This is a genomic window from Gemmatimonadaceae bacterium (genome assembly GCA_020852815.1).
GTDB lineage: Bacteria > Gemmatimonadota > Gemmatimonadetes > Gemmatimonadales > Gemmatimonadaceae > SCN-70-22.
In genome coordinates this window covers 18,088-38,345 of the sequence record JADZAN010000005.1, presented here as the reverse complement: position 1 = coordinate 38,345, position 20,258 = coordinate 18,088, and the positions used below count along the sequence as shown (strand labels likewise).

Here is a 20,258-nt window from a genome sequence, read left to right as displayed (position 1 = left end):
CAGCACGATCGCGTCCGAGGCGCCGCCGCGCGCCGCGCCGTCGCGCGCCGCGCCGTCGCCCGCCGCGTCGTCTCGCGCCGCGTCGTCCCGTACCGCGTCGTCCCGCGCCGCGCCGTCGCGTGCCGCGCGATCCCGCGCCGCGTCGTCGCGAGCTACAACGCCTTCCGGATCGCGGCCTCGATGTCCTGGTCGCCGCCGGCGCCGGCGTAGACGATCTTCCCCGCCTTGTTCACCACGATCACGGTCGAGGTGGCCTTCACGCCGTACACGGCGTCGGCCTCGCCCTTGCGATCGTACAGCGTCTCCACGTCGAAGCCGTGCTTCTCCATGTAGAGCTTCACGCGCTGCGGCGACTGGTTGAACGAGACGGCGAGCCCCAGGAACTTCACCTGCTGCCCGTACTTCTTCCTGGCGGCGAGGATCCTGGGCTCGAGCGCCTTGCAGTTCTCGCACCACGTGGCCCACACCTCGATCAGGAGCGGAGTTTTCCCGATGTAGGGGCCAATGCTGGCCGGCTGGCCGTCGAGCGTCTCGACCTTGAGGTCGGGGAGCGTCGAGCCTAACGGGAGGTCGATCGCGTGCTGCGCCCGCGCCGCGGCCGGCGTGAGCGCGAGCGCAATCCCCAGCGCGCCGGCGACAAGCACGCCGGCGACAAACGCGCCGGCGACAAGCACGCCGGCGACAAACGCGCCAGCACGCGCCCGGCGCGTCATCAACTTCAGTCGACCGATCATATCAGCAGCTGCCCCATCTTCACGAAGTAGTACTCGGCCACGCCGAGCATCACGAGCCCGAACAGCTTCTTCACCGTCACCATCCACACCCCGGCGCGCGGCAGGCGCGAGATGGCCCCCGACGAAAGCCCGACCACGACCAGGAGCGTGCACATCCCCAGGGAGAAGGCGAACAGATAGATGAAACCCAGCACCCCGCTCTTCGTTTCGGTGACCCACGTGAGGACGGCGATCATTACCGGGGCAGAACAGGGGGCGGCGACCAGCCCCGACATTGCGCCCATCGCGAACGCGCCACCGACTCGCCCCCCGGTTCCGGCGCTCGCGGCGCGCTGGAGGACAAACGAGGGGAGCCGCACCGGGATCACGTCGAACATCGAGAGCGCGGCCAGGACAAGGAGGTTGGCCATCGCGAAGTAGAGCCACGGATTGGTGCTCACACGCCCGAACATCGTCCCCGTCATCCCCGCGAAGAGCCCGAGCCCGGCGTACACGAGCGAGAGCCCCAGCACATAGCTCAGGGTGAGGAGGAGCGGGCGCACGCGCATGCTCACACTCCCGTCGCGAGTGCCGCCGCCGCTCCCCTCCGCCGCCTGGCCGCCGACAATCGCCGCGGTGATCGGGATCATCGGGTAGATGCATGGCGTGAGCGACGTCAGCACCCCCGCCACGAAAAGGAGCGGGAGCGCGGTTGCCGGCGAGCCGGAGAGGTGTTGCGCAATCGACGAGAAATCCATACGAGGGATCAAGCTAACCCTCGGCCCGAAGGTTTCTCGCGAGTGTGCGCGGGCTATCCGTGGCCGCGAGCCAATCGCAACCGGCGCCGCGCCAGCGCGCTGACCCCGGTTACGAATCCAGCGGGCGCGGGGTCGCCGGACGATCGAGGATCGCGCGCACTCGCCGCGCCAGCGCTTCGGGGGCAAACGGCTTCTCCAGCAGGTCCATCGCCGGATCGATCGCCCCCGACTGGAGAAAGGCGTTCTCGGTGTACCCCGAGACGTAGAGAACGCGCAGCTCGGGTCGTAGCTGCCGCATCTCTCGCACCAGGGCGAGGCCGCTCATGCGCGGGAGGACGATGTCGGTGACGACCATCGCGATCCATTCTTCCTCGGCCTTGAAGACGTTGAGCGCCGATTCGGCGGAGCGTGCCTCGAGGACGTGATAGCCATGGCGCGTGAGTGCGCCGGTGGAGACGCGCCGCACCCGGTCGTCATCCTCGACCACGAGGATCGTCTCGCTGCCGCTGAGGTGCATGGCCCCCTCGGAGGTGGTGCGAGGAACGCAGGCGTCGTCGCTGGCGGCACGGGGGAGGTAGACCTTGAACGTGCTCCCCTTGCCCGGCTCGCTGTAGACCCAGATGTGGCCGAGCGATTGGCGAATGATGCCGTAGCTCGTGGCCAGCCCCAGCCCGGTCCCCTTGTCGCGCTCCTTGGTGGAGAAGAAGGGCTCGAAGATGCGCGCCATGGTCGCGGCATCCATCCCGGTCCCCGAGTCGGTGATGGCGATCATCACGTGCTCGCCGGCGGTGGCGTTGAGGTGCGTCTCGGCGTAGGCCTCGTCGAGGAAGACGTTGGCCGTCTCGATGGTGAGGAGCCCGCCGTTAGGCATCGCATCGCGGGCGTTCACCACGAGGTTCATGATGACCTGCTCGAACTGCCCCGGATCGACGGTGACGGCGGCGACGTCGGGGTCGAGGAACGTCTGCACCTCGACGTCCTCGCCCAGCACGCGGGCCAGCATCTTCAGCAGGTTGCGCAGGAGCTCGTTGACGCGGACCACCTGCGGTTGCAGCACCTGGCGGCGCGAGAAGGCGAGGAGCTGGCGCGTGAGCGCCGCGGCGCGATCGGTCGCCTGCAGGATCTGCTCGATGTCGTCGCGGGCGCGGCTCGACGGGAGCTGGTCGTCGAGGGCAAACGAGGCAAAGCCGCGAATGGCGGTGAGGAGGTTGTTGAAGTCGTGGGCCACGCCCCCGGCCAGCCGCCCCACCGCCTCCATGCGCTGCGCGATGGCCAGCTGCTCGCTCACCGCCTGCTCGGTGGTGACGTCGGCGAGCGATCCGACGATGCGCTCCACCTTCCCGTCGCGTCGGGCAATGACCATGCGGCTCTCCACCGACGCGTAGCTCCCGTCGCCGCGCTGAAAGCGGAAGGCGGCCGTGAGCGTCTCCGTTCCCGACTCGGCAATCAGGCGCTGGATCTCGTGGCTGCGTCCCAGGTCGTCGGGATGAATGCGCGACAGGAACCACGTCCCGGTGGGGATGACCTCGTCAGGAGCAAAGTTGAAGAGGTCGTACAGGGCCTGCGTCCACTCCATCGTGTTGCTGTCGCCGTTCCATTCCCAGATCGCTTCCTTCGTGACGCGCGTCAGGAGGCGATGGCGCTCCTCGGCGCTACGCAGCGACTGGAGCGTGCGTACGCGCTCAGTGACATCGATTGCCTGCACCATTCGGCAGCGGCGCCCTTCCAACTCCACGTCGTGCGAGTGTATCTCCGCGAGGATCACCGTCCCGTCCTTGCGCCGGTGGCGGAAGACTCGCGGCTGGTGGGTCCCGCGCTCGATGTCGCGGAGGGCGGCGTGCACCTTGTCGCGCTCGGAGTCGGGGCGGATGTCGAGGATCGACATGGCCAGGAACTCGTCGCGCGAGTAGCCGTAGTCGGCCACGGCCGCCGGGTTCACGTCCATGAAGCGGAGCGTTTCGAGGTCGTAGAGCCAGAGGGGGAGCGGATTTCCCTCGAAGATCCGGCGATAGCGACGCTCCGATTCCTCGAGGAGCGAGAGCGCATTGGAGCTGAGTTCGAGCTCGTTGGTGAGCTGACGCACCAGCCGCGCGTTGTGAATCGCGAACGCGGCGCGTTGGGCAACGTCGGCCACCAGGCTCGCATCGTCGGCGGAGTAGGTGCGGCTCCCCCGCATCGACATGACCTGCATCACGCCCAACACCACGCCGTGCGCCCGCAGCGGCGCAACAATCACGGAGAGCGGCATGGCGGCGCGCAGGAAGTCGGCGCGAGCGGCGCTCGTTGGGGGGTACGGAAAGTCCTCGAAGGCGCGCACCTGGATGACGAGCGGTTCACCGCGCTGCAGGAGCTCATGCATGCTGCGCTCCTGCGGCGAGAGCCCGGATTCCGTCGTCATCTCGAGCGGTGGCGGCGCAGAGGCGCCGGCGTCATCGATGGCGAAGGCGACGCGCCGGAAGGCGGGGCCCTCCAGCAGGTCGATCGCCGCCGCCTGAGCAAGGCCGGGGACGAAGATGTCCGCGACGTTCCGCAGCGTGGCATTCAGGTCGATGCCTGAAGCAAAGAGCGAGGTCGTTCGCGCCAGAAGGGCGAGACGCTCGTGGCCGCCGTGAGGGTCCTGAGGGTCCAAGAAGCTCATGCCGGAGGGGGGAGAGGGCTCGCGCACGATCGCGGGCTGCGCGCGGAACGCCACGGCAGTTGCCTGACGGTTCCGCGGGGCGCACATCCGGGCGGCGCCCCTGCCTTGCTACATGAAATATCGGCGGCGCCGGCGACATGGCCAGAGTCGGTGCCGCGAGGTTGCCACTTTCGTTTGATGCGCGATCCTCGTCTCAACCCGCTTAGATTCACGCCATCACGCGAAGCCATCTCCCCAAGTACGCGACCGCCCGGTGCCGGCCCACGTTGCCGGCGCGCCGGCGTGCGGTCGCGCGTTGGCCGGTACCCTCCCCACCCCCGATTCCGTCCCGATACATGGCACCGCAGTTCATCTATGTCATGAAGGCGCTGACCAAGGTGGTCCCGCCTCAGCGCGTCATCCTCAACGACATCTGGCTCTCGTTCTACCCGGGGGCCAAGATCGGCGTTCTGGGGAGCAACGGGGCGGGGAAGTCGTCGCTCCTGCGCATCATGGCCGGGGTGGACAAGGACTGGAACGGCGAGGCGTGGGCGGCGCAGGGGACCAAGATCGGCTACCTCCCGCAGGAGCCGCAGCTCGACGCGACGCTGTCGGTGCAGGGGAATGTGGAGCTCGCGGTGAAGGAGCAGCGCGCCCTGCTCACCCGCTTCAACGACATCTCGATGAAGTTCGCCGAGCCCATGGGCGACGACGAGATGCAGAAGCTCCTGGACGAACAGGCCAAGGTGCAGGACAAGATCGACCACCTCGACCTGTGGAACCTCGACAACAAGATCGAGGTGGCGATGGATGCCCTGCGCCTCCCGCCGGCCGACGCCGACGTGACCACACTCTCCGGCGGTGAGAAGCGCCGCGTGGCGCTATGCCGTGTGCTGCTGGAGCAGCCGGACATGCTCCTCCTGGACGAACCGACGAACCATCTCGACGCCGAGAGCGTGGCGTGGTTGGAGCACTTCCTCGCCGACTTTGCCGGGACCGTCGTGGCCATCACGCACGACCGCTACTTCCTCGACAACGTGGCCAAGTGGATTCTCGAACTCGACCGCGGGAGCGGCTTCCCGTACGAAGGGAACTACACGCAGTGGCTGGAGCAGAAGAAGACGCGCCTGGCGCAGGAGGAGAAGTCGGCCAGCATGCGGCAGAAGACGCTGGAGCGCGAGTTGGAGTGGGTGCGCATGGCGCCGCGTGCCCGGCAGGCCAAGAACAAGGCGCGCCTGCAGGCCTACGAGGAGATGGCGAGCGAGGCGGCGCAGGAACGCGTGACGCAGCACGAGATCGTCATCCCGCCGGCCCCGCGCCTGGGCAACGACGTCGTCATTGCCGACCGGCTCAAGAAGTCGTTCGGCGACAAGCTCCTCTTCGAGAACGTGAGCTTCTCGCTCCCGCGCGGCGGGATCGTGGGGATCATCGGGCCCAACGGGGCGGGGAAGACGACGCTCTTTCGCATGATCACCGGCTCGGAGACACCTGACGAGGGGACGCTCAAGCTGGGCGAGACCGTGCAGGTCTCGTATGGCGACCAGACGCGCACGCTCGACGGGGCGCGCACGGTGTGGGACGAGATCTCGGGTGGGCGCGAGACGATCCCGGTGGGGAAGAAGGAAATGAACTCGCGCGCCTACGTGGGATCGTTCGGCTTCAAGGGGAGCGACCAGCAGAAGCTGGTGGCCAACATGTCGGGCGGGGAGCGCAACCGCTTGCACCTGGCGAAGACGCTGATGACCGGCGGCAACCTCCTCCTCCTCGACGAACCGACCAACGACCTCGACGTCGACACGCTGCGCGCGCTGGAAGATGCGCTCCTCGACTTCGCCGGCTGCGCGGTGGTCATCTCCCACGACCGCTGGTTCCTGGACCGCATCGCCACGCACATCCTGGCGTTCGAGGGGAACTCGGACGTGGTCTGGTTCGAGGGCAACTACGGCGCCTACATCGAGGACCTGAAGAAGCGCAAAGGGCCCGACGCCGACCAGCCGCACCGCATCGCGTACCGGAAGTTGGTGCGCGGGTAGCGCCCCGCGCGTTTGCCGAGCGCCTCCGACCAGCGGCCAGATCGCTCCTCGCGGCGGTCTGGCCGCCTTGTGACGCGGAGGTACCTTTGTGTCGTCTTAACGGGACGAGGCCCGGGCGCGCATCGGCGCTCGCCTCGCTCGGCGCGCCGTCGCGCCGTTCCGTTCATTGAGCCCTGCGCCGGACACTTCGTGGTGAGGCCCGCGTTCCTTACTCGCCCGCCGTTTCGCCACGTCTTCCCGTTACGCGAAGGGGGGCTGGCGGTGCTCGGCTATCACCGGGTGGGCGATCCCGCGCGCACGGCGTGGGATCCCGATCTCTTCTCGTCCACGGCGGATGAGCTGGACCGGCACATTGGCTACCTCAAGCGTGTGCACGGGATCGTGGGGAGCGACGAGGCGTTGCAGCTGCTGGCGGGGCGCCGGTCGGGGAACCCGGGCGGGGTGCCGCCGGTCCTTCTGACCTTCGACGACGGCTATCTCGACAACTATACGACTGCCTATCCGGTCCTCGCCGCGCATGGCGTGAGCGCGACCTTCTTCCTGGTCGTGGATTACGTGCGCGGGGCGACGGTGCCGTGGTGGGATTCGATTGCCTGGATGTGCCGGCGCGCGCGCGGCGAGGGAGAGCTGGACGGCGACGTGGCGCTGGAGGCGCGACGCGAGGCGGCGGCGCTCATCGCCAGCTACAAGTCGCTCGACGCCGAGTCGGCGCGGGCGATGCTCGAGGGGCTCCCGGCGCGACTGGGCGTCGCCGCTCCCACCAACGCGCGCGAACTCTTCCTCTCGGTGGAGCAGGCGCGGGAGATGGTGCGCGGCGGGATGACGATCGGGGCGCACACGCGCACGCACCCCATCCTCGGCAAGCTGCCCCGCGAGCAGCAACGCGACGAGTTGCGCTCCGGCAAGGCGTGGCTGGAGCGCGAGCTGGGGTGCAAGGTGGCCACGCTGGCCTATCCGGTGGGCTCGAGCGATGCCTTCACCGAGGAGACGATGCGCGAGGCGCGACGCGCCGGCTACCGCGCGTGCTTCTCGTTCCACGGCGGAATCAACGACCTGGCGCACACCGACGTGCGTGACGTGAAGCGCATCCCCGTGTACTTCGGCGTCCCCGACGACGACCTGGTGCGCCCGGACTAGTCGTCGTTTGCAGGACTGGTCGGCCGTGCGAACGCCGAGCGGCTACGCGCGCTGCGCGGCGCGGCGGACCACCCCACGCGCGTCCCCACCAACTGCCCCAGCGACGAGGCGACCGAGACGGCGATGTCGGCGGCCAGCATCACGACCGCGGCAACGCCGAACATCGGGATGTTCGGTTGGCGCGCCTGCCACAGCGCGGCCAGGGCGCTCATTCCCGGGGCGAGGAGATAGGCGGCGGGGATCCAGAGCGGGAGCATCCCCGCGGCCGCCAGCGCCACGGCGAGCACCAGGACGATGCGATCGAGGTAGCCGGCCACCACGAACAGTTGCTCGATGCCATGCGCCGCCGGCGCGCTCTGGAGGATGCCGCGTCCCCAGCGGGTGCGCTGGGCGACGAAGGCACCCAGGTGCTCCACGACGTCCTCGCGCACCTCGGCCTCGCGCACCCACCGCAACGTCCAGCCGTTGTTGAGGAGCGCCATTGCGAGGTCGATGTCCTCCGACATGCGTCCCACGGGAAAGCCCCCCGCCTGGTCCAGCGCCGTCCGACGGACCGCGAAGACGACGCCGATGATCGACGGATTGAGCCCGAGGCGATCCTTCCCGGCCAGGATGACGAGGTGATGCGTCCACCGTTCGAGCGCTGCATAACGAGCGACGAGGCTCGCGCAGGCGTTGCCGGGCGAGGGATAGCCGGTGGCCGCGCCGACGCGTGCGTCGTCGAAGGCGCCGGACAGCGCCTGCAGCACGCCGGGGCATGGCACGCTGTCGGCGTCGAAGACAACGACGAGGTCGGTCGGCGGTGCCTGCTCCAGCGCGACGGCGAGCGCCCCTCCCTTGCCGCGCGACTGCCCGAGTGCCACGGCGCTCGTCTGCGGGCGTCGCGCCGACCATGCCTGCATGCGCGCCGCGGTGTCGTCGGTGGAACCGTCGGAGACGAGGACGACGTGCACCAGTTGCCGCGGATAGTCGAGATGGTCGATGGCGTCGAGCAGGGCGTCGACATGCGCCCCCTCGTTGCGCCCGGAAACGAGGATGGCGATCGAGCGCTTCGTGTTGCGCCCGGCGGCGCGCCGCGGCAGCGACGACGCCACGATCAGCAGGTAGCGTCGCACGAGGAAGATCCCCAGCAACGCCACCACGCCCCAGTCCACCACGGCGACCAGCACGCGCATCATTCGGCCGTCACTCCAACCCGTGATAGCGGGCGATGATGGCCTTCGGCTTGCCGCTGCCGAGCAGCGCTCCCTTGTCGAGGAGGATGGCCCGGCTGCAGAACTCGGAGATGACTTCTGCCGTGTGGTTCACCAGGAGGATGGTGCGCCCCGCCGCGGCGAGTTCACGCACCCGGTTGAGGCATCGCGCCTGGAACGCTTCGTCGCCGACGGCGAGCACCTCGTCGAGCAGGTAGATGTCGCGATCGAGGTGTGCGGCGACGGAGAAGGCGAGGCGCATGCGCATCCCGCTCGAATACGTCTTTACCGGGGCGTCGAGGACGTCGCCGACGCCGGCAAACTCGACGATCTCGTCGACGCGCTGCGCGATGTCGTCCAGGCGCATGCCGAGGATCGTCCCGTTGAGGAAGATGTTGTCGCGTCCGCTCAGCTCGTGGTGGAAGCCGGCGCCGACCTCGAGGAGCGGGGCCACGGTCCCGCGCACGGTGACCGACCCCTCGGTGGGGCGCGTGACGCGCGAGAGCATGCGCAGCAGGACCGACTTGCCGGCGCCGTTGCGCCCGACGATCCCCAGGATCTCGCCAGGCGCAACGTTGAACGACACGTTGCGCAGCACCCAGGTGTGCCCGCCGGCGCTGCGCCCCTCGCCGAGCACCGCGGCCTTGAGCATGCGCAGCGGCGAGCGCATCGCCCGCTCCAGCGCCTCGTGCGCGCGCACGGGGCCGGGTCCGTGCGCGCTGGCAGGGTAGCGCTTGCCCAGGCCGCGGACCACGAGGGCCAGTTCGCGCTGGCTCACAGGCTGTCCCCGATGACGTCCTGCTCGCGCAGGACGAACCAGAAGCCCGAGACGAGGAGGAGGCACGACATCGCGATGGAGACCCACACCGCCCCCGGGAGCGCCTCGCCCGCCTGGCCAAACAGTGCCCAGCGGAACCCCTCCACCATCCCCGTCATCGGGTTGAGCCCGGCCGCCAGGTGATAGCGCTCGGGGATCGCGCTCATCGGGTACGAGATGGGGGTGGCGAAGAAGAGGAGCTGCGTGACGAAGGGGAGCATGTTTCCCACATCGCGGTATCGCACGTTGAGCACCGCCAGCCACAGCCCGAGCCCCAGCGAGGCCCCCACGGCCAGGAAGACAAACAGCGGAATGGTGACGGCGGCGATCGAGGGCACCACGCCGAAGTACACCATGAACAGCGGAACGAGCACCGCGGCGGTCAGGAAGTCCACCAGCCCGCCGAGGACGGCCGCCAGCGGCAACACCACGCGCGGGAAGTACACCTTGTCCAGCAGGTACTCGTGCGACAGGATGCTGTGCGTGGCCTGCGTGAGCCCGTGCGTGAAGTACGTCCACGGCACCAGCCCGCTGATGAGAAAGAGCGGGTACGGCACGCGCTCGCCGCTCACGCCAAACAGGCGCGCGAAGCCGACCAGGACCACCATGGTGAGCAGCGGCTGCACCACCGCCCACGCCGCCCCCACCGCCGTGGTGCGGTAGCGCAGCTTGATGTCGCGCAGCGTGAGCAGGAGCACCAGGTCGCGAAAGCGCCACAGCTCGCGCAGCGAATCGGCCAGCGGCGTGCGCCGGCCGTCGAGCACCGTCTCCACGGGCGCGGCAGGCGCGGGCGTCACGCCCGGCGTGCGCAGCAGGGTGCTCATGCGTCGCCGATGGCCGCGTGGTAGAGCGCGAGCATGTCGGGAATCACCGCCCCCTCGTGGTACCGGCTGGCACGGAAGCGCGCCAGCGCCGCCTCGGCCAGCTGCTCGCGCAGCCCGTCATTTGTCGAGACGCGACGCATGGCCTCGGCCAGCGCGGCGGCGTCGTCAGGCGCAACCAGCACTGCGCTCTCACCGTCGTGCAGCAGCTCCGGTATCCCGCCCACGCGCGTGGCGATGATCGCCTTGCGGTGGGCCATCGCCTCCACCAGTGACACGGGCAGCCCCTCGGTACGCGACGCGAGCACCACGCCGCCGGCCGCGTGCAGCACCGACGACAGCGCCTCCTGCGGCAGCATCCCCAGGAACTGCACGCGCTGCGAAATGCCGAGCGAATGGGCCAGCGCCTGCAACGCCTCGCGCTCGCTCCCATCGCCGGCGAGGACCACCTCGTACTCGGGATCGCTGGCCAGGCAGAGTGCGAGGGCGCGCAACAGGACGTCGATCCCCTTGTGCCGCTCGAGGCGCGCCACGCACACCCAGCGATAGGGCGAGTACGCGTCCGGGTTCCCCGACGCCGACTCGTGCACGATGTGGTTGGAGAGCGCGATGGGACGCGCTTCCGGAAGCACCGACTGCAGCGAGGCACACGCGTGCGACGACACACTCGACAGCACGCCGGCCGTCATCGCCAGTGCCGGGGCGATGGCCTCCCACGGCCCCCCCATGTCGGCAATGGCGACGTGCTCGGTGTACATGCTGGGCACGCCGCGCCGCTGCGCCCACTCCAGCAGCCACGCCTGCCCCAGGCGCGAGCCGTGGACATGCACCACGTCAGGCTTTCCATCGTTGGCCGCGACGCGCTCCATCTCGCGGACGAGCGCGGCGCTCAGCAGGTCGCCCTCGGTGAGACGCTCCAGCCCCGCATAGCGCCGCCACGCCGTCATCCAGCGCACGAGCGGATGCCCAAGCACCGCGCGCCGCCACTCGTTGGCACGCGCCCGCCGCGCCGATGGGGCATGCACCCGCACGCCCAGGCGCTCCATCTGCGAGCGGTACGCGTTGCCCGGCGGGAGCGGCATCTCGCTGAAGTAGTCCACGCGCACTCCCGATCGCACCAGCGCGCAGGCCAGTTCGCAGATGTGCCGCTCCATCCCGCCCAGCGTGTCCATCCACCAGCTCACCAGGAAGACGCGCTGGATCCCCGGCGCGGGGACGACGGCGCGCAGCGCATGCTCCTCCAGCGCCTCCACCAGCGGCGCACATAGCCGCTCGACGGTTTCCACCTTGTCGTGGTATTCCACCACGGAGCCAGCCTGCGCCTCCTGCATGATGGCGTTGAACTCGTCCAGCGGGGGGAGCGCCCAGTCCCGCGTGACGACGGTGCTGGGCCAGTCGCGGCGCTGCCGGTCGGCGGGGTCGAGCTGCATCCGCACCGCCTCGGGGATGGAGAAGCCGAGGTCGTCGAGGAGGCGCTGGAAGTCGTCGTGCCGCTCGCCCCCCGAGTCGAGGTACGGAAAGCGGAACCACTTCCCGGGGCGCGCCACGCCAGCGCGCGCGTACAGGGCGTCGATGCGCGCCTCGGTGTCGAGGATCTCGCGGCGCGCCACCTCGACGGTGATCTCCGAGAAGTTGGGGTGCGAGAACGAGTGGTTGCCTAACGCGAAGCCGCGCCGGATGGCATCGATGAGCGACGCCTCCCGCCCCGCCACCTCGCACCCGAGGAGGAACAGAACGGCCCGGTGCCCCCCGGCCTCGAGCATGTCGAGCATGCGCGTCGTCGCCGGCGACGGCCCGTCGTCGATGACCAGCGTCACCTCGCCCCCCATGGCCTGCGCCACGTCGCTCATGCGGGCCTCGGGGTCCCGAGGTAGCGGTCCACGTTCCACCGCCGGGCCACGCGATCGGCGAGGGCGCCGGGAAGGAAGGCGTTGAGGAGGGGCGCTCCCCACATGTAGTACCCCGGATTGCGCAGCGGGCGGGGATCGACGAGGAGGGCGCGCCACATCCACCACCGCGACGCCCAGTGGCGCCGGCGCCAGTACTCGCCCAGCGACATGTTGAGGTAGAGATTGTGCCGCGCTCGCCGCGCCTCCGGCCCGCTATCCGTCGGCTGCAACTCGCGCAGGTGCTTGCGCATCACCTCGAGCCACGGCTTGGCCGCGTCGGCCCAGCTCGACGTCGTGTTGTCGTCGTGGGTGCGATGCAGCACGAGCGGCTCGGGGACCGTCACCACGCGCCCCCCCTTGGCAATGCGCCAGAGGACATCCCAGTCCTCGAAGTTCGACAGCCGCGGGTCGAAGCCCCCACTGGCCTGCAGCGCCTCGCGCCGCACCACCGCTGCCGATGTGTAGAGGCGGCTCCACGTCTCGGTGATGCCCCCGTAGCCGTAGCCGCGCTCCAGCGCGCGCGCGAACTCGCGCGCCAGCGCCTCGCCGTCACGCACGAGCGGCTCCCCCTCGGCGTCGATCTTCCCCACCCAGCAGTGCACGAGCACGACGGAAGGATCGCGGAAGTGCTCCACCTGGCGCGACAGCTTGTCGGGGAGCCAGAGGTCGTCGGAGTCGAGGAAGGCGACCAGCTCACCGCGCGCCATCTCCCACCCCAGGTTGCGCGCCGTCGATCGCCCCACGTTGTGCGGCAGGCGCACCAGGCGCACGCGATCGCCAAACGTTGCCTCGACGAGTTCGGGCGAGCCATCGCTCGAGCCGTCGTCGATCACGAGCACCTCGACGCCGGGATGACGCTGCGCGAGCACGCTCTCGACCGTACCGACGATGTAGCGGCGTCGGTTGTACAACGGAATCACCACGCTCACCAGCGTCATCCCGGCACTCCGACTCACGCCTCGAGGGCATCCGCGTAAGTCGCCAACGCTTCGTCGGCGAGGAGCTGCTCGATCCCCGTGCGTCCGTCGACCGCCGGCACCCGCCGGCGCGCGGCGACGGCGAGCGCGAACGACAGCATCGAGTCGCGCGCCAGCTCGTCGATCGCGTCGGCGATGGTCGCCGCGTCTTCCTTCACCACGAGCGCGCTCGCGCGGTGCACCAGCGGCAACTGCGCCACGGCTCCCCCCAGGATGAGGGGAACGCCGCAGGCGACCACGAAGCCGCCAATGCGGGCGGCGCATGCGGCGTGCGGGGACAGGTACACGATGTCGGCGCTCGCCAGCGCGTCGCGCGAGATCCCGGCCAGGTGCGTCTCGGTGGTCCCACGGCTTGCAGCCGCCGGCGACGCGATCACCAGTGCTTCGAGCGCCGGCGTGCGCGCGCTGATGCGTTCCAGCGCGTCCTCGACGCGCGTGCGTTCCTCGGCGTCGGCCACGACCGCCACCAGGCGCACGGCCTCATCCTGTTCGCGCGGGGCCTGCAGCGCGTGCGCGGGGGCGGCGCCGAGCGCGAGGACGGCGTCGTTTCCGTGCGAAAGCGCGTGCACCGGCGCCTGGACCACGCCACCCAGGAGGTGCGCCGTCTCGGCGTGTGCCGAGGTGAGGACGACCGCGGCCCGCGCCCCCTCGAGGTCGGCCTCGTTAGGTGGCGGCGCGCCGAGCCACGCCTCGGGCCCTGCATGCTCGGTGTAGACCACGGGAATGCCGACCGTGCGCCCCCAGGTTCCCACGGCGGCAAGGCCGAGGCGCCATCCGTGCACGTGCACCACGCTCGGGCGCCCTTCGCGCACGCGTTCGGCGAGCATCGCCAGGAGGTTGAGCCCTGCGTTGACCGCGGCCTTGCGAATCCCGCCGCGGCGGCCGTGGCGCAGCGACCAGCGCACGCGATCCATCGCCGCGCGCGCCACCGCGCGCCCGCGCGCCAGTGGCGTTCCCACGCGCACCTCGACGCCTGCGCGCTCCAGTTCCGCCACGAGGCGACGCGACGGGGCGCGCACCGACGACGCGAGGATCGTCACCGACACGTTGCGGCTGGCGAGCTGCAGCGCCAGCGACCGGATGTGATCGATCATCGCCCCCTCGCCGTGCAGGCTCCACGTCACGAGGCAGATCGAGCGCACGCGCTCCGACGCCGTGTCCTCGGCGCGCTCGGCCATCGGGTCGCGACGGCGGCGGCGGGCGGCGGCGCGATACAGCTCCACCGTCTCGGCGACGACGTCGTCGGCGCTCCAGCCGCCGTCCTGCCAGGCCTGGCGCGCCGTGTTGCCCAGGCGCTCGACCAGCGGGCGGTCGTTCGACAGCTGCAACAGCGCGTCCGCCAGCTGGTCGGGGCGCTCGGAATCGACGAGGAGTCCCGTCTCGCCGTGGCGCACCACCTCGGCGTTGCCGCCGCTGCGCGTGGCCACGACGGCGCGCCCGCAGGCCATTGCCTCCACCAGCGCCACGGGGAGCCCCTCGCCGCGCGACGGGAGGACCACGACGTCGTCGTCGCGCATCAGCGTGCTCACCCACGCCGGGGCCACCGCCCCCAGGAAGTGGATGTCCTTGAGCCCCAGGGCGAACGCGAGCTCGCCCAGCCGCTGCCGCTCGGGGCCGTCGCCTGCAATCGTCAGTTTGAGGTCGGCGCCGGCGCCGCGGGCGCGCGCCACCGCGTGCAGAAGGACGTCGATCCCCTTGTACGGATTGAGCCGGGCCGCGCACAGGAGACGGAGCGGGCCGTCGGACGACGGCGAACGCACCGGCCCCGCGTCCTCGACCACATGCCGCACCACCGCCACGGGGACCTCGTCACCCAGCGTGGCGTGAAGGCTCACACGCGATCGCTCCGAGACACAGGCGATAACGCCGGCGTGCTCGCGCATCACGTCCACCGAGCCGGCGTCGCGGGGGCCGCCCCACTCGTCGAGCGTGACGTGCTCCGTGTAAACGGTCGGGATGCCGCGCGCGGTGGCCCATTGCAGCACCCACCACTGCCCCAGCCGCGAGCCGTGCACGTGCACCACGTCGGGGGGGGCGGCGTCGGCGGCCGCGTCGAGCCGGGCAAAGAGGTCCTGCGTGACCGGATGGTACAGGCGCTGCGCCAACACCGCCTCGACGTCCGGTTCCGTGACGCGCGCGTTGGTGGGGAGGCGCTCGCCTAACGAGCGAAGCCCCGCCATGACCCGCGCAGCCCCCGACCAGACCGGGGCCAGCGGGAGCTGCCCCACCGCGTTCGCCGCACCGGCGGCGAGCCCCGCCCCGCTCACCGCGATCCCCGCATCGCGCAGTCGGCGCACGTAGGCGTTTGTCCCCGATACCGGAACCTCGGAGAACACCAGCACCTCGGCGCCGCGGCGCGCCAGCGCGAGCGACAGCTCCGTCAGGTGGTGCTCCAACCCCCCAAACTGGTCGAAGCCCCACACCACCTGGAAAATCCGGGACGGGACGCGTGTCATCAGGCGGTACGGTCCTGTCGTCCCAGGAGACGACCAAAGGTGCGCAGCCCCGCCTGCCATGCCCGCGTGTGTAACGGTGGCGGCGCTTCCGGGACCGACTCGCCCAGGTGGGCCAGGTGCGTCACCGGCCAGTACTCGGGCGGGCGATTGACCCCGTCCTCCACCCATTCCTTGGACGGGTTGTCCAGGTTGATCACCGACGGCTGCACGCCGGGGTCGATCAGGAGCGGCGAGGCGGCAAACGCCTTGATGGCGCGCGCCTTCACCACGTCCATATAGACGCGATCGACGGCGTCGCCCACCGGCGTGAGCGCCTTGTGGAAGATGGCCGCCCCCGTGGCGCTCAATGCGTACGCCGCCCCACCCTGCGGCACCCACGGAACCACCGTGCGCGGCGACAGGCGCCGCACACGATGCTCGATGTCGAAGCAGCGGTAGAGGTACCAGGCCTCCCAGTCGCGCGGAAGGTCACGAAACGCCGCCTCACTGCGTGCGCGCCATGTGGCCGGATCGCCCGCCAGTTCGACGTCGTCCTCGAGGACCAGCGCCGTGCGCCACCCGCGCTCCAGGATGTCCTGCAGGACCAACGCATGGCTCACCGCGCATCCAATCTCCCCCTCGTAACACCCCGCGGAGAAGCGCGAGAGGTCGGTCGACAGCACCCCGCGCCGCTGCAGCGATTCCATCCCCTGCGCACCGAGCGCCCGCCCATCCACCGCCGAGAAGCGGATGACGTTCGGGAGCCCCGCCAACGCCGTGATGCGCTGGGCATGCGCCCAACGATCCACCGACCGGTCCAGATTGATTACGTAGGTCGCGTCAAACATCCGTCATTGGGGAAGTGATGCCATCGCCCGGCGCTCGCGTGAGGACGCCTCGAGCTCCTCGAAGACCCCGAGCTGCTGCTCGGCGATGTCGTCCCAGTCGTACGACCGCTCCACCAGCGCGCGCGCCGTGCGCGCAATCGCCTGGCGACGCGCGGTGTCCCGCAACAAACCGGCAATGGCGTCTGCCATCGCGTCGGCCGACTCGGCGAGCACGATATCGCGACCGTCTGACACATCGAGTCCCTCGGCACCCAGCGCGGTGGACACCACCACGCGCCCCAGCGCCATCGACTCCAGGATCTTGAGGCGCGTCCCGCCTCCGGCACGCAGCGGCACGACGGAGAGACTCGCGCGCGCGTAATACGGGACGACGTCGGGGACCTCACCCATGACGAAGACGCCGGCGCCGGCCAGCGCCAGCACGTCGGCAGGCGGGAACTTCCCCACGATCCAGACCTCGGCGTCGGGAATGGTGGCGCGAAGACGCGGCAGGATCTCGCGCACGAGCCAGATGGCGGCGTCTGCACACGGTCGGTAGGCCATCGAGCCCACGAAGAGGATCGACGGCCGGCCGCCGTGCTCGGGGAGCGGCTGCAGCGCGCGCGTGTCCACGCCATTGGGGACCACGGCGATGGGGAGCGCGGCGTCGCGCGCCAGCAGCGTGCGCCGATCGTCCTCCGACACCGCAATGATGCGATCGAACTCTCGCGCGACGCGCGGCTCGTAGTGCCACATCCACTGCGCGTTCCACCGCTTCATGGCGCGTCGCCCGGCCGATGGCTCGATGGCGGCAATGCGACGGTCCTGCGCGAAGTGCACGTTGTGCAGCGTCAGGACCTTGAGCGGGCGCTCGCCGGGCGCGACTGACCGCGCGTACGGCGTGAGGATCGTCTCCTCCACGTGGAGGAGGTCATAGCCGCCACGCTGGACCAGCTGGTGCAACGCCGGCGACTCGTACTGCGCGGTCTCCGGCGGGATCCCGCGCAACGCCCGCCGGATCCCCGGAAGCGCGTGCTGACGCAGCGACCCCGAACGGACCATCCCGCCAACGGTCCGGATCCCCATGCGCGACAGGACCTCGCCGCTCTCCCGATCCCGCTCGTCCCAGAAGTGGCAACCCAGCGTCACCTCGTGGCGCTGGGCAACGCGCGACAGGAGGTTCAGGATCCGCAGGTGAATGCCACCTCGCGCCGGATACGGCGTGATGTTGGCGAGCGACAGGATGCGCATGAGCCCGTTTCATCGCAGGTCCTGTGCCGTGATCTAGATCACAAAAACCTCGCAGATAGCCCGGGCTCCGACTCCGGTTTTTGGGTTGCTACGCGCCTGAAACCGGCGGAATCGCAGCGCAGACCGCGCGAGTGCATCACTCGTCAGTCGGGGAAAGCCGTGCATGTCTGTCCGGAATCCGGACGCGAGATGCGTAACGCGCGAAAGCCGCGCGGCATGACGCCAATTCCAGCCTGCGACATTCGTTGCGCACCGGCGACAAGGGAGCTGAACGCGTGTGTTGGGAAGGCGCCTCGCCGCCTCGCCCCCTCGTCACGCCAAGCCGTCACCCGCGCCGGAATCGGCGGCCGCGCCAGCGCCGGACATGGCGTGCGGGACGACCGCTACGCTCATGGGGGCGTGGTGGAGCAAGCCGCGAGAGATCGAGGCGTTCCACAGGCGTTCGAAGCCGTGTCGCTGGTGCGAGCCAACCACGAGCAGGTCGGCATGTTCGCGCCGCGACCAGTCGACCAGTGCGCCATCGACGCGCCCCATGTTGGCCTCCAGCTGCAACGAGACGGGGCGGTCGGGGAGGACCTCGCGAGTACGGCGCGCCAGTTCGCTGGTGAGGGCGTCGAGCGTGGCGGGGAGGAGTTCGATGCCGGCCCCTTCGCCCGAGGCGCCGTGCCGCTCGTTCTCGAAGGCGGGGTGGACGACCCAGCACGCCGAGAGGCGAACCTCACCCAGCGACGCGAGCCACCCGGCCCAGGCCAGCGCGTCGCGCGCCGAGGCGCCGGAGTCGAAGGCGACGGCCACGCGCAGCGGGGCGCGATGCGCGTCCCACTGGCGCCACGGTGCGCCGTCGCGCACGACGATCACGGGGCGCGGCGACGACATGGTGACGCGCTCGGCAACGCTCCCCAGGAGGAGGCGCTCCAGCGCGGTGTGACCCAGCGCGCCGAGGACGAGGAGCTCGACGCCAGGGTGCCGGGCCCGGTCGAGCAGGGCGACGTCGGCGCTGCGCGCGTCGAGCGTTCCGTCAGCCACAACGTCGTGCGTGCGCGCCGCCGCCACGGCGCGCTCGAGCCGCTCGAGCACCTGCGCGTGGCGCGCCGCGGCGTCGCGCATCCCGTGCGACGTGTCGGGCAGTGCCGACAGGTGCAATGGGTGCCCCTCGGCGTGCACGAGCGAGAGCGGAAGCCTGGCGCGGCGCGCGATGGCCACCGCCGCGTCCACCGCCCCCGTGGCGGCTGGGGAGAAGTCGGTTCCACACAGGATCGGCATGGCAGCTCTCGCGTCAGCGGTGCGTGGGCATGCGAACGAGGACCGGGACCGGGGCCGCGCGCACGACCTTGTCGGCCACGCTGCCTAACAAGAGGCGCCCGGCTCCTTTTCGCGCGTGCGTCGTCATGGCAATCAATGATGCACGGGCCCGCTCCGCGCAGGCGAGTATCGCCTCCGCTGCCCTCGCGTGCACCACGACCTCCACCGTCGCCTCGACTCCGCGCGCGCGCAGTTGCCCCGCCACGCGGTCGAGCCGCTGCATCGCTGCGTGGCGCTGCTCCTGGGTCAGCTCGCCTTGATCGACGACGGCGGCGGTCTCGCCCGCCGCGACGACCTCGAGCGCCGAAGGCGGGGGGAGCCACCGCGCGGGGACCACCACGTGGACGAGGTGAATGAGCGCATCGGTTCCCGCGAGTCCCAGCACGTCGGAGAGTATCTCCTCGCTCACGTTCCCCTCGTCGAGGGGGACGACCACCGTGGCGCCTGGCGACAGCGCCGGGCGCGTGGCACCCGCCGTCTCCTCTCGCAGCAGGAGGACCGGAACGCTGGAAAGGCGGAGCACGCCATCGGCGACGCTCCCCAGCCAGGCGCGGCTTACCCCGGTGCGCCCGTGCGTCGTCATGACGATGAGGTCGAACTCGCCTTCACGCGCGAAGTGCGCGATGCGCTCGGCGGCGTCGCCGTAGAGCAGCGTGAGCGACGGCGCGAGCTCGGGGGCGAGCGTGAGGAGCTGCTGGCGCATCGCGGCCGCGTAGCGCTCCATCTCCGCATAGAGGTCATGGTCGAAGCGGCGGTCGGTGACCGGGGCGCCGCTCACCTGGACCACGGCGGGAGGAGGGGCGAGGACGACGAGCGCCTCGAGTCGCGCTCCCGGCGACCGGCGGGCGAGGGCGATGGCGGTGTGCAGGGCCGACTCGGCCAGCGCCGAGCCGTCGAGTGGGACCAGGAAGGCACGCATGACGTCTTCTCCGGTAACGGAGCGCTGCCGTATGGCGGATGGCTTCGTGCCGCCCCTACGCGCGCGGCACCGATCTACAAATGGAGAGCGGGACGCGGGAAGACAACCGCCGGTCGTCGCGCTTCGCGGGGAAATCCCCCGACATCCGCGCCCGGGGGCGTCGCGTCAGGCGCGGTCCGCGTCAGGCGCGGTCGAGGTACTCGCGCGCGAGCCAGAAGCCGGCAAAGGTCCCCGTGAGGGCGAGGAGCGCGCTGGCAATGGCATAGGTCGCCGCCTTCGCCACGTGTCCGGTCTCGAGCAGGACGGCGGTTTCGTAGCTGTAGGTGGAGAACGTCGTGAAGCCACCGCATAAGCCCACGGTGAGAAAGGCGCGCATGGCGGGGGAAAAGTCGGCCGACGCCATCGCCACGCGCATCAGGAAGCCGAGCAGGAGCGCGCCGGAGATGTTGATGACGAACGTCCCCCAGGGGTAGGCGCCCGGCTCGCGCGACTGCAGCAGCGCGCCGAGTGCGAAGCGTGCCACGCTCCCGATCGCCCCGCCAAGGGCGATGGAGGCGATCATGCGCATG

At 70.4% G+C, this 20,258-nt stretch carries 16 protein-coding genes; 2 read left to right on the top strand and 14 right to left on the bottom strand.

Features of this window, described 5'->3' with window-relative positions; all coding sequences use genetic code 11:
* Positions 1–152: 152 nt before the first annotated feature.
* From IT359_03995 to IT359_03985, 3 genes are all read right to left on the bottom strand, one after another.
* Positions 153–734, bottom strand: a complete 582-nt coding sequence (locus IT359_03995; protein MCC6928136.1) for a TlpA family protein disulfide reductase — start codon at positions 732–734, stop codon at positions 153–155.
* A complete protein-coding gene (locus IT359_03990) occupies positions 731–1,471 on the bottom strand; it encodes a sulfite exporter TauE/SafE family protein (GenBank protein ID MCC6928135.1) in 741 nt (246 codons plus the stop codon). Before IT359_03990 ends, IT359_03995 begins: the two co-directional genes overlap by 4 nt.
* A 109-nt stretch (positions 1,472–1,580) precedes the next feature.
* Positions 1,581–4,109, bottom strand: coding sequence for a PAS domain S-box protein (locus IT359_03985; GenBank protein MCC6928134.1), 2,529 nt, complete (start codon positions 4,107–4,109; stop codon positions 1,581–1,583).
* Between the two features lie 335 nt (positions 4,110–4,444).
* Here IT359_03985 and ettA point away from each other — a divergent pair, with 335 nt between their 5' ends.
* The gene (gene ettA, locus IT359_03980; GenBank protein MCC6928133.1) at positions 4,445–6,121 is read left to right on the top strand and encodes an energy-dependent translational throttle protein EttA; all 1,677 of its coding nucleotides are present in this window, start codon (positions 4,445–4,447) and stop codon (positions 6,119–6,121) included.
* Positions 6,122–6,313: 192 nt separating this feature from the next.
* On the top strand, positions 6,314–7,258 hold the full coding sequence (locus tag IT359_03975) for a polysaccharide deacetylase family protein (GenBank protein MCC6928132.1): 945 nt from the start codon (positions 6,314–6,316) through the stop codon (positions 7,256–7,258).
* On the opposite strand, the gene IT359_03970 is transcribed toward IT359_03975, so the two are convergent.
* The 11 genes from IT359_03970 to crcB form a co-directional block, all read right to left on the bottom strand.
* Positions 7,255–8,436: a glycosyltransferase family 2 protein gene (locus IT359_03970; protein ID MCC6928131.1), complete on the bottom strand. Its 1,182-nt coding sequence runs from the start codon at positions 8,434–8,436 to the stop codon at positions 7,255–7,257. The genes IT359_03975 and IT359_03970 overlap by 4 nt on opposite strands.
* A gap of 7 nt (positions 8,437–8,443) precedes the next feature.
* Positions 8,444–9,229, bottom strand: a complete 786-nt coding sequence (locus IT359_03965) for an ABC transporter ATP-binding protein (GenBank protein MCC6928130.1) — start codon at positions 9,227–9,229, stop codon at positions 8,444–8,446.
* On the bottom strand, positions 9,226–10,092 hold the full coding sequence (locus IT359_03960) for an ABC transporter permease (GenBank protein ID MCC6928129.1): 867 nt from the start codon (positions 10,090–10,092) through the stop codon (positions 9,226–9,228). The genes IT359_03965 and IT359_03960 overlap by 4 nt, the downstream gene beginning before the upstream one ends.
* Positions 10,089–11,939: a glycosyltransferase gene (locus IT359_03955; GenBank protein ID MCC6928128.1), complete on the bottom strand. Its 1,851-nt coding sequence runs from the start codon at positions 11,937–11,939 to the stop codon at positions 10,089–10,091. Before IT359_03955 ends, IT359_03960 begins: the two co-directional genes overlap by 4 nt.
* Positions 11,936–12,934 carry a glycosyltransferase family 2 protein gene (locus tag IT359_03950; protein MCC6928127.1) on the bottom strand — a complete coding sequence of 333 codons (999 nt, stop codon included), beginning with the start codon at positions 12,932–12,934 and terminating at the stop codon, positions 11,936–11,938. Before IT359_03950 ends, IT359_03955 begins: the two co-directional genes overlap by 4 nt.
* A complete protein-coding gene (locus IT359_03945) occupies positions 12,931–15,411 on the bottom strand; it encodes a glycosyltransferase (protein ID MCC6928126.1) in 2,481 nt (826 codons plus the stop codon). The genes IT359_03950 and IT359_03945 overlap by 4 nt, the downstream gene beginning before the upstream one ends.
* Positions 15,411–16,238: a glycosyltransferase family 25 protein gene (locus IT359_03940; protein MCC6928125.1), complete on the bottom strand. Its 828-nt coding sequence runs from the start codon at positions 16,236–16,238 to the stop codon at positions 15,411–15,413. The genes IT359_03945 and IT359_03940 overlap by 1 nt, the downstream gene beginning before the upstream one ends.
* Positions 16,239–16,241: 3 nt before the next feature.
* Positions 16,242–17,468, bottom strand: coding sequence for a glycosyltransferase (locus tag IT359_03935; protein ID MCC6928124.1), 1,227 nt, complete (start codon positions 17,466–17,468; stop codon positions 16,242–16,244).
* A 312-nt stretch (positions 17,469–17,780) separates the two neighbouring features.
* Positions 17,781–18,731, bottom strand: a complete 951-nt coding sequence (locus IT359_03930; GenBank protein ID MCC6928123.1) for a universal stress protein — start codon at positions 18,729–18,731, stop codon at positions 17,781–17,783.
* A 13-nt stretch (positions 18,732–18,744) separates the two neighbouring features.
* The gene (locus IT359_03925; GenBank protein MCC6928122.1) at positions 18,745–19,689 is read right to left on the bottom strand and encodes a universal stress protein; all 945 of its coding nucleotides are present in this window, start codon (positions 19,687–19,689) and stop codon (positions 18,745–18,747) included.
* A 181-nt stretch (positions 19,690–19,870) separates the two neighbouring features.
* The gene (crcB, locus tag IT359_03920; protein MCC6928121.1) at positions 19,871–20,257 is read right to left on the bottom strand and encodes a fluoride efflux transporter CrcB; all 387 of its coding nucleotides are present in this window, start codon (positions 20,255–20,257) and stop codon (positions 19,871–19,873) included.
* Between the last annotated feature and the right edge of the window lies 1 nt (position 20,258).

What these genes read in the sequence shown, in the direction of transcription:
- IT359_03995 (MCC6928136.1), bottom strand. Translation starts at nt 734, where the DNA reads ATGATCGGTCGACTGAAGTTGATGACGCGCCGGGCGCGTGCTGGCGCG.
- IT359_03990 (MCC6928135.1), bottom strand. Translation starts at nt 1,471, where the DNA reads ATGGATTTCTCGTCGATTGCGCAACACCTCTCCGGCTCGCCGGCAACC.
- IT359_03985 (MCC6928134.1), bottom strand. Translation starts at nt 4,109, where the DNA reads ATGAGCTTCTTGGACCCTCAGGACCCTCACGGCGGCCACGAGCGTCTC.
- ettA (MCC6928133.1), top strand. Translation starts at nt 4,445, where the DNA reads ATGGCACCGCAGTTCATCTATGTCATGAAGGCGCTGACCAAGGTGGTC.
- IT359_03970 (MCC6928131.1), bottom strand. Translation starts at nt 8,436, where the DNA reads ATGATGCGCGTGCTGGTCGCCGTGGTGGACTGGGGCGTGGTGGCGTTG.
- IT359_03960 (MCC6928129.1), bottom strand. Translation starts at nt 10,092, where the DNA reads ATGAGCACCCTGCTGCGCACGCCGGGCGTGACGCCCGCGCCTGCCGCG.
- IT359_03955 (MCC6928128.1), bottom strand. Translation starts at nt 11,939, where the DNA reads ATGAGCGACGTGGCGCAGGCCATGGGGGGCGAGGTGACGCTGGTCATC.
- IT359_03945 (MCC6928126.1), bottom strand. Translation starts at nt 15,411, where the DNA reads ATGACACGCGTCCCGTCCCGGATTTTCCAGGTGGTGTGGGGCTTCGAC.
- IT359_03940 (MCC6928125.1), bottom strand. Translation starts at nt 16,238, where the DNA reads ATGTTTGACGCGACCTACGTAATCAATCTGGACCGGTCGGTGGATCGT.
- IT359_03935 (MCC6928124.1), bottom strand. Translation starts at nt 17,468, where the DNA reads ATGCGCATCCTGTCGCTCGCCAACATCACGCCGTATCCGGCGCGAGGT.
- IT359_03930 (MCC6928123.1), bottom strand. Translation starts at nt 18,731, where the DNA reads ATGCCGATCCTGTGTGGAACCGACTTCTCCCCAGCCGCCACGGGGGCG.
- IT359_03925 (MCC6928122.1), bottom strand. Translation starts at nt 19,689, where the DNA reads ATGCGTGCCTTCCTGGTCCCACTCGACGGCTCGGCGCTGGCCGAGTCG.
- crcB (MCC6928121.1), bottom strand. Translation starts at nt 20,257, where the DNA reads ATGCGCATGATCGCCTCCATCGCCCTTGGCGGGGCGATCGGGAGCGTG.